This window comes from Azospirillum griseum (genome assembly GCF_003966125.1).
Lineage (GTDB): Bacteria > Pseudomonadota > Alphaproteobacteria > Azospirillales > Azospirillaceae > Azospirillum > Azospirillum griseum.
This window is the reverse complement of the sequence record NZ_RXMA01000003.1, coordinates 251,062-267,460: the sequence shown is the minus strand read 5'-3', so window position 1 is coordinate 267,460 and position 16,399 is coordinate 251,062. Positions and strand designations below refer to the sequence as shown.

Sequence of the window (16,399 nt, the reverse complement as noted above, 5' to 3'; positions counted from 1 at the left end):
GCCACCTCTTCCGACCGTCACTCAGCCGTCGCCGCACCGCCTCCCAGCAGTCGGTATACACTGGCACGTCCGCAGCCCAGTCGCTTGGCGATCTCCGATGCCCCCACGCCCTCGGCAGCCAGACGCTTGACATCCTCAGCGTTCAATGTCGGCTTCCGTCCTTTGTAGACGCCCTCCATCTTGGCCTTGGCGATGCCTTCCATTTGACGTTCGCGACGCAAGTTCGTCTCGAACTCAGCGAACACGCCCAGCATGTCAAGAAACGCCTTGCCCGCCGCTGTGCTGGTGTCCACAGGCTGCTCCGTACAGCACAGCGCTGCGCCCTTGTCCCTGATCGTCTTCACGATGTTTTGCAAGTCGGCGATGCTGCGGGCGAGCCGGTCAATGCGCGTCACCATCAGCGTGTCACCGGGCCGCAAGAAGTCCAGCACCGTCGCCAGTTCTGTCCGGCCTGTCGTCGTCGTGCCGCTCGCCTTTTCCTCCCTGACAACATCGCATCCGGCGGCCCGCAGCGCCGCCACCTGTAGCGCCGTGTCTTGATCCGTCGTGCTGACCCGCGCGTAACCGATCTTCGTCATTTTGCACCTCTGTCTCGTTTGAATCTAGACCCCTCCATTGTGCTGTCTCGGAAGTGAAAAATAGATGCAAACGAGACGCGAAAACCTTGGGCTTGGCTGTCTCGCCACCCCGTATCTCTAGGGTATACCCGTGCAATGCAGTTAGCGTGGTGTTGGAGCGACCATCAAAAATTCCCAAGAACTGACCGAGCCGATGGTCTCAGATCGTAAGAAAGAGATTTCAACGGGCGCCCCGATGCGCATTTTACGTCAGAGGGATTATTCCTTTCTCCAACGTTTCACAACACCTTGGAAGTCAACATCCATCCAGAGTTTTTTCCACTCCGAGAGATATGGGATGCTTTGCGAATGAGGCTCTGGATTTGGTCGATCTGCCACTCCCACGCTGGGAATGAGGACCGCATCCCCGACGATCAAGAACTCTCCCTGTGCGAGATTCGGGAGGATCTCTCCGACACCGTCTGCCATGTCTGGAAGCAGGCTTTTGATATAGTTTTGGTCATTTTGGTTGGTCAATCTCAGGGATATAAAGTTACTGCACTGAGAGAATATGGTTTCTGAAACCTCCGAAGGGCGCTGGCTCACCACCATTAAGGTTATCCCGTACTTCCGGCCTTCTTTGGCGATGCGTTCAATAGATTGTCGAGACGCTGCGTGGCTCGATTTTCCAACGCGCGGAACGTAGTTGTGAGCCTCCTCGCAAACCAACATTACCGGAACATCATTAAGGGCTCCACTGGCGTGCTTGATTTTCGAGTAGTTGAAGCAGAACTCAAACATAAGCCTGGACACTAGGCTTACTACAATATCAAGCACCTCGTGCGGAACTCCGCTAAGGTCGAGGATGGTGACGTTCGATTTGTTAGTATATCCGATGAATTGCTTTATGATGTCAGAAAAATCGTCGGTTTTTGGATATGCGCCGCTGCTAGTTTTGGCGTCAAATATGAATTTCAAGCGCTTGTCGGCGATTTTGTTAACTAGGCGCATATGCAAGCGGTCGAAGTCCCCGTTATATGGTCCCGGAGAAGCCTTTGTAGCGTCTGATCTGCTTGTCTGCGCAAACTCTAATTTGCCAGAGAAGTACTTATTTCGATCTTCTACAAGTGTATCATCGTGCAATTTAGGGAGGTTTTGCCCTTTGGCTTTTCCAATCACCTCGTTGTTCATGTTGTCAATGTAGTGGCAAACCTCTTCGATGCTAAAATATATTGGGGTATCAAATGCCACATCTTTCACGCCTGGGTTGTGTATTTCTTTGTTTCTTATAACCGCATGGCGAAATTGGGATACTTGGTTGTAAGACCCATTCTCGCTGCTTTCAATGAAAAGAGTTTCCAGTTCGTCTGAATTCATCATCCAATAAGGAAGGGCAAGATTGGACACATCGAGATTGTTGAGTGTGAAATTTTCCGTGCCTTCTAATTCAAATGTGGCCTTGTATTCGGAGTGAATGTCGAAAATCACGACGTGAGAATTTCTTTGCTCATTCTTATACTTGTTTTTTCCGTGGGATACACCAACCACATCCTGTATGATGCGTGCTACCGTGCAGGATTTCCCAGAGCCGGTGGATCCTACGATAGCAATATGCTTGCTGAAGAGTTTGTCGCCGTCCGCAGTGAGGTCTACGTCTGGATTTTGAGATAGCCTGCCGACGCGAAAATTTGCAGTGCCGGAAGAAGCGTAAATTGCAGAAAGAATGTCTGCATCCATTTTGTATGCTGGCTCTGTGGGAACGGGAAAGCGCTTGCTGCCGCGAGCAAAGCCATCTGCGCGGCTGTAGACTCCCACCGGTTTGGCGTTCACCACGAACTTCAGTTCTAAATTTCCCTCGCCGATTATCCTATGTGTCGCTTTTATGCTTTGTATCGTGCAAACAAGTTGTGTGATGTGCCCGCAAGCCACAAGCAAAAATTTGCCAATCTGCAAGTCTTCCTTGTGTTCAAGGAGAATTGAATCGGAGTCAAGTTCGATGCAGATGCTGCTGGGAGAACTTTCTAAAACATACCCGAGGCGGGTTTGTTGAGATCCGTCACTCATGGTTTCCTCTCAGTCCAAAAATGTATTTCAACTCTGCTGCGTCGTCGATGGTTAGCGCTTCAGAATTGGTATCTTTCCTGAGCGCATCGTCGACTTTGGGATCGCAAACTAGGAAGAGGTCGTCTGGCCGGTGCTGCGTCATACTCGCCATATTGAGGTGGTGCATTATCCTCACCTGGAACTCGCGTCTTGAAACATTCCCGCCGGAAACTTGCACCATCGGCGTCTTGAAAAGTTCGCCCGCATCAAAGAGGGTTTTGTTGATCATCCCGTCTTCAAAGCGCACGGACTTCTTATGGAGGCGCTCCTTTATTTCTTCGATCTTGTCATCAGGACACTCGAAGCAAAAGAGTGGAGGTTTTTTATCGTACGGTTTTGTCTGATACCGATCTATAAAATCTTTGATGAACACGACTATGTCGTCGTCAAACTGATTAACTGCCTCCTCGCTAAACACGAAATATCTGTCCCTCGATTCCCGGTCGAGGTTTGTGAGCAGTTGCTTTCTCACTGCCTGGAGAATTTTCTCCTTCGACTTGAGTTCTTTTGTCCATCTGGATAGAGTAACCTTTTTCAGGTTCTTTAGATCCCTGATAAAACCATCTTTTGTAAATACCCTGTTGACTTTGTCTGCTTGTGTGGCCGCTTCAGCAATCTTGTGTATAGCATTCGGGTAGAATATGCCGCCAACGTCTTTGTCATTCAGCCCAGAGGAGACAAGCAGTCGGTCTGCTTCATCTGATAGTTCATCGTAAGATGGTCCAAATTCTAACCAAAATAGTTTCAAAAAACCGGATCTATCACATGATGTTGCAAGTTTTTCCGCAAGATCTTTAAGTTTTCCATTGCCTGTCAATAATATTTCGTCTAATTCGGCGCTAGTAAGCGTTCTGGAAGTGTTTCCTCCGGGAATATGGCAAAACAAAATATACCTTACATTGGCGACCGTCCCATGTATCGCTCTAAACTTTTCGTGTTGCTCAAGCATCTGAAGAACGGGTTTGTATATATCTGATAAAACAAACTTGTCTTTTGACTCGTGGTACTTGCACTGAATGTATGAAGAGAGCGACGGAGAGATCACCTCCACGTCTTCGATGATGCCTTCAATCGCAATCTCTTCGGGTGGTGTCGATTTGAGGATTTCGACAAGGCATTTGTTGAACTGATACAAATATCCCTTGATCGATTCTGAAGCCACCCTGCTCACGATAGCCCTCTCACTTCGATAATAAAGGCGGCTCAAAGTGGCGTATGCATTCTAGCGTGCCGCTCAGCCGTAGAGCACGATACCAACGTCGGGGTGTATCCGTAAAGCGCGTTCGCAGGACAGGACGCATATGCAAGTTGGCTACGTTTGCAGGCCGTTTTCACCCGATGTAGTCGCCGGTTTCGGCTCCCTGTCTGTCCTCACGCTCAGGGCCGAACGCCACCAACGCTCTGGCGTATCGATCATGCCAAGTGGCCTTTGGTTGAGGGTTTTTGGTGCTTAGCACCGAAAAAGCGGCAATAAGCCGTTGAAAACAAAAGAACGCGCTGCTGCTCAACAACAGAACGAACAGCGCAGAGTCGGTGGGAAAAACCGCTGTTTATGAAGGTAATTTGCGGTCAGCGTCATTTGCGTCCTATCTCATTCGCCTGAAGGTCTGTGGAATCATTCCGGCCCTTTTGGCGCACTACATCAATTCGCCATTTAGCCGATGGTGGAGCAATTCGGTTGCGAATCAGCAGGTTGGTCAAGGGAATGTGAACGGTACAAAACTCAGCCGCCTTGCTGTTCCATTGATGTCCGCAAGTGAGCAGGCAATCTTCATCCAGCGCCTCAATCAACGGCTTTTCGCTGTGGAGGCCATTGAACAGGAGATGCGCAAGTCTGACGGAATGCTGTCCCGCCTCGACAAAGCCTTTGCAGGCAAACTCGTACCGCAGGATCCCAACGACGAACCGGCCTCAGTGTTGCTGGAGCGGATCAAGGCGGCCCGTGCCGCCGCGCCCCCCGTGCGCGTCGCGGACGGCAGCCCGCCGTGGCCTGAGCGCGGTGCGGTGGCGCTTCGGCACCACCGCACCGGATCACCGAGGACGAAAGTCGATGAGATGGGTCAGATCGACAGGCTTCGACAGGTCCGTGTTGACGAACTTGTAATACAGCGCCAATTCGCCGTCATCGAGTTCGCGGGCATAGAATTCACCGATGTCTTTCGGTTTGTGTCCCATGAGGCGGTTTTCGATCTCCGCTTTGAGCGACGATGAGCGAATGTAAGATTTGTACGAGTGTCGGAAGGAGTGGAATGAATACTGCTCTCCGGTAATGCCGATGTGCTCAAGGAAAAACTCGTTGAATGTCCGACCGAAGCGATTGGCAGGAAACAGCGGGGCGTCAGGTCCATGGACTTTCATTGATTCAACATACTCCATGAAACCAAGCCGCTTCATCATGGGATGCACCGGCAGCAGGCGGATACTGAATGGCTTCTTGACCGTCTTCTGTTCTCTTTTTATCTTTTCACCGCTGATCGGGTCACGGTAAACCGTCTTGACGGCCAGTACAGTGTACTCGCCGTTCGGGCCGCGCGATTGGACATCGCGCACAAGCAATTGCTCGATTTCACCGAGGCGAGCGCCGGTTAAAAGGGCCACCAATGGATACCAGAAACGCGCATCCCGGCACAGGTAGGAGCCGGGACGATGAATGCGGTTCTTTGATTGGCACCCAACGAACAAGGGTGCATCAAAGATTTTCTCCAATTGGATTTTGGAGAATTCAAGACGCGGCGGTTCTTCGACCGTCCGTTCCGGCGGGGCTTGCACCTTGCTCGCTGGGTTCTCGTAGACTCTGTTTGTTGATTCCGCCCACGTGAAAAACGATTTGACGTGGCTAAGATGCTTCACCAGCGTGTCACGATCAAGACGGCTTTTTCCATGCTTCGCGCCGTCGGCAACCAGAAGCCTGTCCAAGAACACCAAAACGTCCTTCTGGTCAATGTCCCGCATCGGTTTGTCGCCGACCACATCGCCAAGGAGGGCGAGCGTCGTCCTGTAGGATTTCTGTGTCTTGAGGGACAGTGCCGCATCCTTCCAGGCGAAACAGGTCTCAATGTGCTGGAGCAGCGGCAGTGCGGAATCCTCCGCCAGTGTCTTGCGTGACGGGCCACGCGCTTCCATCGTCGCCAAAGCCGCCAAAACGGCGGCCTGATCCTCCGCATGGCGAATGTGGCGCACTGCGTTGCGGATGCTTTCCGTCTCCGTCACGACCAACAGCGCCTCCGTTTGGATTTGCTGTATCTCCTGCGCCGTGGCGGCGTTGATGACCTTCAGGCGCTTGACCAGGGCGATTCTCACCGGCTGCGGCAGCGAGGCAAGGACATCTGGCATCATCGACAACACGACAACCTGTTCATCAAGCAACAGGTCGAGATCGTCGATTGTCTTTATCCCCTGCTCCAAGGTCATCATCCCGATTTCATCCAGCGCGCAGCAGGCGGGATAACACCACGCCGCCATCCCGTCGAGCCTTCCGCATCGATGTGACGCCAAGGGTGTACAAGTGACGCGGCTGTCCCAGGACAGGCAGGCTGGGCCGGAAAACGCCCCTACGGAAGCACGAGCACATGCGCCAGATCGACGGGCGCCTTCACACGTTGGACGACAAGCCGCGCCTCTTCGGGCGACAGATCACGCCCATACCGCGCGCCCACCGCCTCGCCTTCGTGCCCGAAAATTTTATCCACAATCTCCGGGTGAAGGTCTGCCGCGCGAAGTTGCTGCCTGAAATTGTGCCTCAGGGAATACGCGACGATGGTTGGATCATCCAACCCGACCGCATCCATGTACCTGTTGAGCCATTTGCTCCAATCATCCGACCCGTTCGGTCCCTGAACCATTCCAAGCCCGCGCCGCGCCTGATTCGCCGCCCAACGCTCAACGCCGAGCCGCCGCAACGCGGGCAACACTGGCACCAGCCGCGCGCCCGCTGATGTTTTCGTGGCATGCCGGAAATCCAGGCACAGCGTCCCGCCGACATCGACCAGCGTGGACGGCAGCGCCGCAATTTCTTCGGTGCGCGCGCCGGTCAGCAAGGCGAGCAGCCAGAACCAATAAGGCTCATCCTGGAAGCGGTTGGGGCCGGGTGTCGAACGGCGTGACCGAGACAGGCAGCCGGTGAACAAGGGGCTGTTGAACAAGGTCGTCAACTCCGCTGTCGTCAGCGCCCGCCGCGTTGGTCCTGCGCGTTCCACTCGCGTCTCGGATCGTGGCTGCACGCCATCCGCCGGGTTCGTGGCAATCAGACCCGCCGACATCGCCCAGCCGAACAGTCCCTTGAGGTGCGACAACATCTTGATGATCGACGCACGTGACATGTGCTCGCGGCCTGCCCGGTTGATGGGCCGATCACGGAGATGGTCCGCAAACGCCTTCACGTTGGCCTTGTTCACTTCCACCAACGCCTTTGGGCCGACCAACGATTCAAACTCGCGGAACGCCTGCCGATGGCTGATCTGCGCCCGCTCACCGATGGATGGGCGGTCAGCGAAGAACCTGTCGATGAAGTCCGGCCACGGTTGCGCCGACTCCGGTGGCAGCGAGGGTGTCACGAACCCGGTGGGAGCAACCGGCGGAGTCGTTTCGAGGCGCGCCACCGCTTCCGAAAGACGCTGATACCGGGCCTCCTCAAGCGCCATCCGCGCAGCGTGCGCGTTCACGTCGCTGATCGCCGTCGCTGCGGCTTCGCCCCGCGTTGCTGGCGCATCAGTCTGCGCCCGCGTCTGCATGCGTTGCTGGAGCGCCGGACGCACAGCCAGGGGCATCAGCGCGACCGCCTCAGCGGAGACGTCGACGGGCCAGACCTTTTCGTCCAGCAGGATGGTCAGATCGTCCGGCGTCTTGATTCGCAACGTCGCCGCCACCGTCCGAATTTCCGCAAACGCTCGTTGGATCGATGACAGCCTTTCGCCCGCTCGCAACCGCGCCTCGTCCACGCGGCTGGTGCCGAGCGAACGGGATACATGAGTCTTCCCAATTAGGGAGACGATCTCGGCGGGGACGCGCAGGCGGACAAAAAACGCCTGCCGACGCTGGAAAACGAATGATGGAAGGAGCACCGGAGACCCCCAACGTGTGTATCACAAGCGTGGATCACACGGTTTTGGGCGGTCTAAAATTTTCCTGCAAAATCAATGACTTGCAAGAAAATGGCGTCCCCAAGGGGATTCGAACCCCTGTTACCGCCGTGAGAGGGCGGTGTCCTAGGCCTCTAGACGATGGGGACATCGCGTCGGCGTGGGCGGGTTTGTAGCGGGCCACGCCGACGCGATCAAGCTTTTTCTAGGGTGTCGGTGGCGATTTTCACGAAGGCGTCGACCGCCGCCGCCGGGGTGTCGAAGGCCGTGACCAGACGGATCAGGCCATCGTCCCAGCGGTAGAACTGGAAGCCCGCCGTTTCCAGCGCCGTCAGAGCCGGTTCGGGCAGGCGAACGAACAGTTCGTTGGCTTCCACCGGATGTTCGATCACCACGCCGGGGCGGCCGCACAGGCCAGCGGCCAGACGGTCGGCCATGGCGTTGGCGTGGCGGGCCAGCCGCAGCCACAAGTCATCGGTCAGCCAGGCGTCAAGCTGGGCCGACAGGAAGCGGGACTTCGACACCAGATGACCGCCGCGCTTGCGGGCAAAGCCAAAATCCTCGGCCATCGCCGGGTTGAAGAAGATCACCGCCTCCGCCGCCAGACAGCCGCCCTTGGTCCCGCCCAGCGTCAACACATCGACCCCGGCGCGCCAGGTGATGTCCGCCGGGGCGCAGCCCAGCCGGGCCACCGCGTTGGCGAAGCGCGCGCCGTCCATGTGCACGGCGACACCGTTGCTGTGCGCGGCCTCCACCAGCGCGTCCAGCTCCGCCGGGGTGTAGACGGTTCCGGCCTCCGTCGCCTGGGACAGGCTGAGGGCGGCGGGTTGGACCTTGTGGACCACGCCGACGCCCGCGCGGGCGATGGCGCGGGCCACGCTCTCCGGGGTCAGCTTGCCATGCGCGCCGGGCAGCGGGATCAGCCGCGCACCACCCGTGAAAAACTCCGGCGCGCCGCATTCGTCGGCCAGGATATGGGCCTCGTCGTGGCAATAGACGGCACCGAAGGGCGGAACCAACGCCGACAGGGCCAGCGCGTTCGCCGCCGTGCCGGTGGCGACCGGATAGACGGCGACGGCGGTCTCAAAAATCGCCGACAGGCGTTCGGTCAGCCGCGCGGTCAGCGGATCGGCCCCATAGGGCGACGCGGACCCGATGGACGCGGCGGCCAGCGCGCTGACCACCTCCGGCGCGGCACCGGCCACGTTGTCGCTGCGGAAATCATGCATGGGTCGGGTTCCGTCCGATGGAATGAGAAGGGCTTAAGGGGTGGCCTTGCCGGCGGAAATCGTCGCGGTGACGGCCCCGTTGCGGGGATCGACCACATACAGACGGTCCAGCCCCTGCGGCAGCGTGACCTTGAACAGTATGCGGTTGCCGATCACCTGCGCGTCGCCGATGCGCGACCCGGCGGGCACGTCCAGCGTCACATCGACCGGATCGCGGCCCGTCCCGGCGCGTTCGCCGTCACCGCTCTGGCTGGCGGCCTGGGTGGCCGCGCGGGTGGGATCGGTCATGCGCTTGTACAGCTCCACCCCGAGGACGGCGAAGCCCGCGATGATGAGAACGCCCATGATGACGACGAGTGCCTTGAGGATCTGCACGGTTTGGGGTCCACTCCCGACGACGCGTTCAGCGTCATTGAATAAGGCGACGCGATGCGCGTCCTTGAACAGAACAGAGATCACGGCCAACCCATGCCCGAACCACTTCCCAGCCCTGCCCCCGCGCCGCGCGTCTGCACCATCCCGCAGGATGGCGGCGGCGAACGATTGGACAAGGCGCTGGCCGCCGGGTTGCCGGACCTCTCGCGCTCGCGCGTGCAGGCCCTGTTGGAACAGGGCTGCGTCCGCGAGGCGGGGCGAACGATAACGGACGCGTCCCTGCGGGTCAAACCCGGCCAAACTTTCGACGTCTTTATCCCAGAGGCTGAACCCGCCGAACCGGAGGCCCAGGATATCCCCCTGTCCGTGGTGTTCGAGGATGACGACGTGCTGGTGATCGACAAGCCCGCCGGTCTGGTGGTTCACCCCGCCGCCGGAAACCCCGACAGCACGCTGGTGAACGCGCTGCTGGCCCATTGCGGCGACAGCCTGTCGGGCATCGGCGGGGTGAAGAGGCCCGGCATCGTCCACCGGCTGGACAAGGACACCAGCGGGCTGATGGTGGTTGCCAAGAACGACCGTGCCCATCACGGCCTGACCGAACAATTCGCCGACCGCTCGCTCAGCCGCACCTATCACGCGCTGGTCTGGGGCGTGCCCAACCCGCGCCAGGGCCGGATCGAGGGGGCCATCGGGCGCAGCGGATCGGACCGCAAAAAGATGGCGGTGGTGGAGCAGGGCGGCAAACACGCCGCCACCCGCTACCGCGTCGTCAAATCCTTTGGCATGGCGGCGTCGCTGGTCGAATGCGTGCTGGAAACCGGGCGGACCCATCAGATCCGCGTGCACATGACCCACATCGGCCATCCGTTGATCGGCGATCAACTCTATGGCCGGGGCCGGTCGGGTCGTCCGGGCGGCAAGCACGCCTCCACCCTGCCCGACGAGGCGCGCGCAGCTTTGACCGGCTTTGACCGGCAGGCGCTGCACGCCGTCCGCCTGACCTTCAAACACCCCGCCCATGGCGGCGTCGTGAGCTTTGACGCGCCGGTTCCGAAAGATTTCCATGAACTGCTTGTCATCTTAGAAGCACTTTAAATTAATTCGGCCCGGACGGCGTCTTCGGATACAGTCATGGCCAAGTGTCAGGGGATCACGGTTTGGGGCGTTGCCCCGAACGGCCTTCGGACGCTTTGCCTGCGGGCGGTTTGCCCCAGGCCGCTTTGGTTGTGAATGAAAGGGTTTGTGTCATGGCATCAGGATCCAACCTTCCGGTCATCGGCGCGGAGAACGGCCTCTCCCGCTATCTCCAGGAGATCCGCAAGTTCCCGATGCTGGAACCCGAAAAGGAATACATGCTGGCCAAGCGCTGGCAGCAGCACGAGGATTCCGGCGCGGCCCATCAGCTTGTCACCAGCCATCTGCGGTTGGTGGCGAAGATCGCCATGGGTTATCGCGGCTATGGCCTGCCGCTGTCGGAACTGATTTCAGAGGGCAACGTCGGCATGATGCAGGCGGTCAAGCGCTTCGACCCGGAGCGCGGCTTCCGTCTGGCCACCTATGCCATGTGGTGGATTCGCGCCGCCATTCAGGAATACATCCTGCACAGCTGGTCCCTGGTGAAGATGGGAACCACGGCGGCGCAGAAAAAGCTGTTCTTCAACCTGCGCCGCCTGAAGGGCCAGATGCAGGCGATTGAAGAGGGCGATCTGTCGGCGGAGCAGGTGAACGCCATCGCCACCAAGCTGGACGTGCCCGAACAGGACGTGATCCAGATGAACCGCCGTCTGGCCAGCCCCGACCATTCGCTGAACGCGCCGCTGCGCGTCGATGGCGAAGGCGAATGGCAGGATTGGTTGGTGGACGAGGCCGACAACCAGGAAATCACCCTGGCCGACAGCGAGGAGCTGAAGAAGCGCCGCAAGCTGCTGGTCGGCGCCATGGAGCATCTGAACGACCGCGAACGCGACATCCTGATGGAACGCCGCCTGCGCGAGGTGCCGACGACGCTGGAGGATCTGTCGCAGAAATACGGCGTCAGCCGCGAACGCGTGCGCCAGATCGAGGTCCGCGCCTTTGAAAAGCTGCAAAAGGCGATCCGCAACGCCGCGTTGGAACAAAAGCTGGCGCTGTGACACCATGCCATGATGACACGGACGGAGTCGCGCGGCGGTGACGGTCAAGCTGGATCGGCATGAAAAGGGCATTCTGGCGGCGTTGCAGGACAACGCCCGCCTGACCATGCAGGAACTCGGCGACGCCGTCGGCCTGTCGGCCTCGCCCTGCTGGCGGCGCGTCCGCTCGATGGAGGAGGTCGGCGTCATCCGCCGCTACACGGTCCAGCTCGACCCGCGCAAGCTGGGCCTGACCGAATGCGTCTTCGCCCATGTCACGCTGGAACGGCACAAGGAAAACGCCGTCGAGCAGTTCGAAACCGCCATCGCCGCCATGCCGGAGGTTCTGGAATGCTTCGCCGTGACCGGCGAGGCCGATTATCTGCTGCGCATCGTCGTGCCCTCCACCCAGGATTACGGGCGCTTCCTGAGCGAACGGATCTTCGCGATCCCGGCGGTGTCGCACGTCAAATCGAGCGTGACGCTGAAAGAAGTCAAGTTCGAAACCCGCCTGCCGCTGTCGCATCTGGAGTGACGGACGGGGCCGCCCGGTGCGTCACAGCACAGCCGCCAGCGCCGGACCCAGCGCCGGGGCGAGGTCGCCCGCCCCCACCACCGTGACCCGTTCCAGCCCCAGCCACCCGGCCAGACGGCGCAGTTCCACCGCCAGCGCCTCGGCGACCGGGCCGTGCGTCTCCTCCGGTTCGGCGTGGGCGGCCTGGACCAGCAAGGCCCCGGCCTTGCGGTCGGCCTTCAGATCGACGCGGGCGGCGATCCGTTCCCCCATCAGGAAGGGCAACACATAGTAACCATGCTCGCGCTTCTCCGCTGGGGTGTAGATCTCAAGGCGGAAGCGCAGGCCGAACAGCCGTTCGGTGCGCTGCCGTTCCCAAATCAGGGAATCGAAGGGCGACAGCAGGGCGTTGGCGGCGGTCCGGCGCGGGCGGCGGGCGTCCGGGCTGAGGAAGGCGGGCTGGTCCCACCCCTGCACCGTCACCGGCAGCAGATCCCCGGCCTCGACCAGTTCGGCGATGCGGGCCTTGGCGTCGGCGGTGGGCAGGCGGTGATAGTCGCGCAGGTCGCGTTCGGTCGCCACCCCATGGGCGCGGGCGGCGATGCGCAGCAGGTCACGCTGCGCCTCTTCCGCCGATGGGGTCGGGGCGTTGACCACGGCGGCGGGCAGCACCCGTTCGGTCAGGTCATAGAGCCGTTCGAAGCCGCGCCGGGCGGCGGTCGTCACCCGGCCCGCCCAGAACAGATGTTCCAACGCGCGCTTGCCGTCGCTCCACCCCCACCAGCCGCCCGCCCCGCGCCCGGCCTCGCTGAGTTCGGAGGCCCCCATCGGGCCGCGCGCCGCCACCTCCGCCAACACTTGATCGACGTAGGCGCGCTTCTCCCGCGCGAAGCGGGCGAGCGCGCCATAGGTCCCCTCCCCGCGTTCGGCCCGCTCCATCCGCCAGCGGAACAGCGGTTGCTGCGCCACCGGAATCAGCGACGCCTCATGCCCCCAATATTCGAACAGCGCCCGGCGGCGGCCGTCATAGGCCAGCCGGTCGAGCAGACCGGACTCATAGGCCCCCAACCGGGAAAACAGCGGCAGATAATGCGAGCGCACCAGCACATTGACCGAATCAATCTGGATCAGCCCCAGCCGGTCGATCATGCGGCGGGCGTGCCGCGCCTCCACCGGAGTTTCAGCGGTGGAAGGCGGCGCGCCAAAGCCCTGGGCGGCGATGGCGATGCGGCGGGCGTCGCGGAGCGACAGCGTGTCGGGCAAGGGCATGGCGGGCCTGGGGCTGTGAACAGGGGCTGGGGACAGGGCGCGCCAGGATACACGCGGGGGCGGCGGCGATCACACGCAATCACCGCGCCTCCCCCCATCCATCAGCCCCCGTCCGTCCCCGGCTGTCAGTCCCGGCGCGCGGTGTCGATGGTGACACTGCCGCCGACCACGCGCGAAACGCAGGCGCACATCCGGTGGTTTTCCGCCTTCTGCCCGTCGCTGAAGAACACGTCGCGGTGATCGACCTCGCCTTCGACGCCCAGAATGTCGACGGCGCACAGGCCGCATTCACCCCGGCGGCAGTCGGACAGCAACTCCACCCCCGCCGCCTCCAGCGCGTCGAGCATCGAACGGTTGTCCGGCACGGTGATCGTCGTGTCGAGGCGGGGGATGCGGACGGTGAAGGCTTCCGGGGCAAATCGCCCGCTGTTGCCGAAGGATTCAAAGCGCAACCGCTCCGGCGGGCGGCCGCTCTGCCGCCATTGGCGGCGCACGGCTTCCATCAGGCCGATGGGACCGCAGAGATACAGCTCGCCGTCGGGGTGCAGCGCGTCGATGGCGGCGGCCAGATCCATGCGCTGCCCCTCCTCATCGACGTAGGTTTCCAGCCGGTCGCCCAACCGCTCCGCCAAATCGTCGGCAAAGGCCAGATCGGCCCGGTGCCGGGCGGCGTAGAGCATCCGCAAGGACGCCCCGCGCGACGCCAGGGCCAGCGCCATGCCGTGGATCGGGGTGATCCCGATGCCACCGGCGATCAGCAGATAGTCGGGGCGGCCCAAGGTCAGTTCGAACAGGTTCTGCGGGTCGGAAATCCGCAGCCGCGCGCCGGGCGACAGGCTCCACATGTAGGCCGAACCGCCCCGGCTTTCCGTCAGCCGCTTGACCGCGATGCGGTACGCGCCATCCTCGGCGGTCCCGATCAGCGAGTAACAACGGGTGTCGGCCCGCCCATCGATGGTGACGGCAACGCTGATGTGGCTGCCGGGGGCCGGGGGTTTGGCCGGGGTGGTGGGTTCGATCTCGAACAGGCGGATGTCGGCGGCCACATCGCGCACCGCGCGCAGCCGGGCGTCCTGCCATTCCAGGGCAAAGCGCATGGGAAATCCTTGAAGGAAAAGGGGGGTCAGGCGCGGCGCAACCGGATCAGGGAGGCCCCTGGCACCCGATCAAGCTGGCGCTGGTTTTTGACGGAGATGTCCAGATTGCGGCGGGCCAGCCGGGAATGCTCGCGGGCCAGATGATCGGCGCGGCTGCCCTCGCCATTCTCGATGGCGTCGAGGATGGCGCGGTGATGCTCCTGCGCGATCACCAGAATCTCGCGGGATTCCGGCAGTTCCGCTTGCACCCGGACAAAGGCACCGGGGGAGGCGAAGGGCAGCGACAACACCCGCTCCATCGACCGTTTCAGCACCGGGCTGTCGGCCAGATGCAGCAGAAGCCCGTGAAACCGGTCGTTCAGGCGGATGTAGTCGGAAAAATCATCGATGGTCAGATCGCGTTGGCGGACCAGCGCGTCCAGACTGCCGACGACGTCGCGCAGGTCGCTCAGTTCGTCCCGGCTCAGACGGCGTTCGGCGGCGCGCTGCGCGGCCATGCCCTCCAGCACGCCGCGCAGCTGGATGGCGTCGGCGATGTCGGCCTCGCTGAAGGCGCGCACGACAAAACCGCCGGTGGGCAGGCAATCGACCAGCCCTTCCTCCTCCAGCCGGACCAGCGCGACGCGGACGGGCGTGCGCGACACGCCCAGCCGTTCGACGATGCCCAACTCCGACACCCGTTCGCCGGGGCTGAGATCGCCATTCAGGATCAGTTCCCGCAGTTGCAGGAGCGTGCGCACGGTCTGCGACGCGCGGGGCTGGTCATCCATGGCGATCTCCTCATGCCCTGTGGCGGTGGATCATTCCGCCGCGTGGCGCAGCGACGACGGGGCCGGACCCCGCTCCGCCGCCACCATACGGTCGATCAGGCGGCGCGACCACATCGCCCCGGCGTCGATGTTCAGGTTGTAGAAGGCGCGCTCGGGATGGTCGTTGATCGCCTGCTGCTGGGCTTCCAGGATCACCTCATCCTCGCCAAAGATGCGGGTGACGCCCTCGCGCAGCTCCGCCGTCAGCTTCTGTTCGCCAAGCTTGTAGTTGCGGCAGAAGGCCCAGAAGTAATGACAGGTCTTGTCGGTTTCCGGGGTGATGGTGTTCAGCACGAAGCCGTTCACCCCCTGCGAACGGTCGCCCTCCGGCGCGCCGGTCCCGGTGGGGGCGACGCCGACGTCGATGGTGATGGTGCAGGGCGCTTCAAACCGGATGATCTGCCAGCGGTCCACGTTGCCGGGCTTGCCAAGCTGCTTGGCCCAGAAAGGCGGCGGCTCGATGTCGCGCATCCAGCGGGTGACGGTGACGAACTGGTCGTTGTGGGTCGTTTCAAACGGGGCCTCGGCCACCGCGCGGTTGCCGATGCTGGACGAATGCACAAAGGTTTCGTGCGTCAGATCCATGAGGTTGTCGAGCACCAGCCGGTAATCGCACTTCACATGGATGAGACGGCCATCCCCGGCCCAGGCCGGATCATGGTTCCAATGCATGTCCGGGATCTTGGCCGGGTCGGCCAGCGCCGGATCCCCCATCCACACCCAGGCGAAGCGGTGACGCTCGACCACCGGATAGCGCCGGACGCAGGCCGACGGGTTGATGGTTTCCTGCGACGGCATGCCGACGCAACGGCCCTCCGGGTTGAAGACCAGCCCGTGATAGCCGCAAACGAGGTTGTCGCCCTCCAGCCGCCCTTTGGACAGCGGCAACAGGCGGTGCCAGCAGGCATCCTCCAGCGCGACGATGCCATCGTCGGCGCGGCGGTACAAAACCAGCTTCTTGCCGCAGATGGTGCGCGGCAGCAGGTCCCGCCGCAATTCGATGTCATAGGCGGCGGCGTACCACGCGTTCATCGGAAACGACGGCGTGGCGTCCCTGGCGGTGTCGGTCAACGCTCCCTCCCTCGGGATTGGCGTTCATGGGGCTTGGGGGATCGGCGATTCTCGGATCGTCGCCGCTCTTATTGTATACAGCATGGCGTTATGGATTCCAAGAGCGATTGTCATGAGAAATGACAGTCAGCGCGCAATCTTCCGAAAATTGGCCGATTTTGTCGGAATCCGCCGACCAACCCA

The 16,399-nt window shown here is 61.1% G+C and carries 15 protein-coding genes and 1 tRNA gene; 3 read left to right on the top strand and 13 right to left on the bottom strand.

All coding sequences use genetic code 11. From position 1 onward, the window contains the following. Window positions 1-17: 17 nt before the first annotated feature. The 9 genes from EJ903_RS05645 to EJ903_RS05610 all read right to left on the bottom strand — a co-directional run bounded on the left by EJ903_RS05645 (window position 18) and on the right by EJ903_RS05610 (window position 9,342). Window positions 18-578, bottom strand: coding sequence for a recombinase family protein (locus tag EJ903_RS05645; RefSeq protein ID WP_126612945.1), 561 nt, complete (start codon window positions 576-578; stop codon window positions 18-20). A gap of 258 nt (window positions 579-836) precedes the next feature. Further along, the gene (locus EJ903_RS05640) at window positions 837-2,621 is read right to left on the bottom strand and encodes an ATP-binding protein (RefSeq protein ID WP_126612943.1); all 1,785 of its coding nucleotides are present in this window, start codon (window positions 2,619-2,621) and stop codon (window positions 837-839) included. Continuing rightward, a complete protein-coding gene (locus EJ903_RS05635) occupies window positions 2,614-3,831 on the bottom strand; it encodes a hypothetical protein (RefSeq protein ID WP_126612941.1) in 1,218 nt (405 codons plus the stop codon). The genes EJ903_RS05640 and EJ903_RS05635 overlap by 8 nt, the downstream gene beginning before the upstream one ends. A 404-nt stretch (window positions 3,832-4,235) precedes the next feature. Beyond that, window positions 4,236-4,451, bottom strand: coding sequence for a hypothetical protein (locus tag EJ903_RS26925; protein WP_158627881.1), 216 nt, complete (start codon window positions 4,449-4,451; stop codon window positions 4,236-4,238). 240 nt (window positions 4,452-4,691) lie between these two features. After that, entirely contained in the window at window positions 4,692-6,074 is a 1,383-nt protein-coding gene (locus EJ903_RS05630) for a site-specific integrase (RefSeq protein WP_158627880.1), read from the bottom strand. Window positions 6,075-6,211: 137 nt separating this feature from the next. Next, window positions 6,212-7,720 carry a DUF6538 domain-containing protein gene (locus EJ903_RS05625; RefSeq protein ID WP_126612937.1) on the bottom strand — a complete coding sequence of 503 codons (1,509 nt, stop codon included), beginning with the start codon at window positions 7,718-7,720 and terminating at the stop codon, window positions 6,212-6,214. Window positions 7,721-7,811: 91 nt separating this feature from the next. Beyond that, window positions 7,812-7,887, bottom strand: a tRNA-Glu gene (locus tag EJ903_RS05620). 45 nt (window positions 7,888-7,932) lie between these two features. Continuing rightward, window positions 7,933-8,967, bottom strand: coding sequence for a threonine aldolase family protein (locus EJ903_RS05615; protein ID WP_126612935.1), 1,035 nt, complete (start codon window positions 8,965-8,967; stop codon window positions 7,933-7,935). A 33-nt stretch (window positions 8,968-9,000) separates the two neighbouring features. Beyond that, window positions 9,001-9,342 carry a hypothetical protein gene (locus tag EJ903_RS05610; protein WP_126612933.1) on the bottom strand — a complete coding sequence of 114 codons (342 nt, stop codon included), beginning with the start codon at window positions 9,340-9,342 and terminating at the stop codon, window positions 9,001-9,003. Between the two features lie 93 nt (window positions 9,343-9,435). On the opposite strand from EJ903_RS05610, the gene EJ903_RS05605 reads away from it, so the two are divergent. The 3 genes from EJ903_RS05605 (at window position 9,436) to EJ903_RS05595 (ending at window position 11,991) form a co-directional block, all read left to right on the top strand. Continuing rightward, window positions 9,436-10,440 carry an RluA family pseudouridine synthase gene (locus EJ903_RS05605; protein ID WP_246015213.1) on the top strand — a complete coding sequence of 335 codons (1,005 nt, stop codon included), beginning with the start codon at window positions 9,436-9,438 and terminating at the stop codon, window positions 10,438-10,440. A gap of 152 nt (window positions 10,441-10,592) precedes the next feature. Continuing rightward, window positions 10,593-11,477: an RNA polymerase sigma factor RpoH gene (rpoH, locus tag EJ903_RS05600; RefSeq protein ID WP_126612930.1), complete on the top strand. Its 885-nt coding sequence runs from the start codon at window positions 10,593-10,595 to the stop codon at window positions 11,475-11,477. A gap of 37 nt (window positions 11,478-11,514) precedes the next feature. After that, entirely contained in the window at window positions 11,515-11,991 is a 477-nt protein-coding gene (locus tag EJ903_RS05595) for an Lrp/AsnC family transcriptional regulator (protein WP_126612928.1), read from the top strand. A 21-nt stretch (window positions 11,992-12,012) separates the two neighbouring features. Here EJ903_RS05595 and EJ903_RS05590 read toward each other — a convergent pair whose 3' ends face one another. The 4 genes from EJ903_RS05590 to EJ903_RS05575 all read right to left on the bottom strand — a co-directional run bounded on the left by EJ903_RS05590 (window position 12,013) and on the right by EJ903_RS05575 (window position 16,216). Then, window positions 12,013-13,239 (bottom strand): winged helix-turn-helix domain-containing protein, encoded by a 1,227-nt coding sequence (locus tag EJ903_RS05590; RefSeq protein WP_126612926.1) that lies wholly within the window; start codon window positions 13,237-13,239, stop codon window positions 12,013-12,015. Between the two features lie 125 nt (window positions 13,240-13,364). Continuing rightward, window positions 13,365-14,336: a PDR/VanB family oxidoreductase gene (locus EJ903_RS05585; protein WP_126612925.1), complete on the bottom strand. Its 972-nt coding sequence runs from the start codon at window positions 14,334-14,336 to the stop codon at window positions 13,365-13,367. 26 nt (window positions 14,337-14,362) lie between these two features. Further along, window positions 14,363-15,106 carry a GntR family transcriptional regulator gene (locus tag EJ903_RS05580; RefSeq protein WP_126612923.1) on the bottom strand — a complete coding sequence of 248 codons (744 nt, stop codon included), beginning with the start codon at window positions 15,104-15,106 and terminating at the stop codon, window positions 14,363-14,365. Between the two features lie 30 nt (window positions 15,107-15,136). Then, window positions 15,137-16,216 carry an aromatic ring-hydroxylating dioxygenase subunit alpha gene (locus EJ903_RS05575; protein ID WP_246015211.1) on the bottom strand — a complete coding sequence of 360 codons (1,080 nt, stop codon included), beginning with the start codon at window positions 16,214-16,216 and terminating at the stop codon, window positions 15,137-15,139. Window positions 16,217-16,399 lie beyond the last annotated feature (183 nt).

Excerpts from the sequence above, each read along its gene's own strand:
- EJ903_RS05645 (WP_126612945.1), bottom strand. The coding sequence starts at position 578 with ATGACGAAGATCGGTTACGCGCGGGTCAGCACGACGGATCAAGACACG.
- EJ903_RS05640 (WP_126612943.1), bottom strand. The coding sequence starts at position 2,621 with ATGAGTGACGGATCTCAACAAACCCGCCTCGGGTATGTTTTAGAAAGT.
- EJ903_RS05630 (WP_158627880.1), bottom strand. The coding sequence starts at position 6,074 with ATGATGACCTTGGAGCAGGGGATAAAGACAATCGACGATCTCGACCTG.
- EJ903_RS05615 (WP_126612935.1), bottom strand. The coding sequence starts at position 8,967 with ATGCATGATTTCCGCAGCGACAACGTGGCCGGTGCCGCGCCGGAGGTG.
- EJ903_RS05605 (WP_246015213.1), top strand. The coding sequence starts at position 9,436 with ATGCCCGAACCACTTCCCAGCCCTGCCCCCGCGCCGCGCGTCTGCACC.
- rpoH (WP_126612930.1), top strand. The coding sequence starts at position 10,593 with ATGGCATCAGGATCCAACCTTCCGGTCATCGGCGCGGAGAACGGCCTC.
- EJ903_RS05590 (WP_126612926.1), bottom strand. The coding sequence starts at position 13,239 with ATGCCCTTGCCCGACACGCTGTCGCTCCGCGACGCCCGCCGCATCGCC.
- EJ903_RS05585 (WP_126612925.1), bottom strand. The coding sequence starts at position 14,336 with ATGCGCTTTGCCCTGGAATGGCAGGACGCCCGGCTGCGCGCGGTGCGC.
- EJ903_RS05580 (WP_126612923.1), bottom strand. The coding sequence starts at position 15,106 with ATGGATGACCAGCCCCGCGCGTCGCAGACCGTGCGCACGCTCCTGCAA.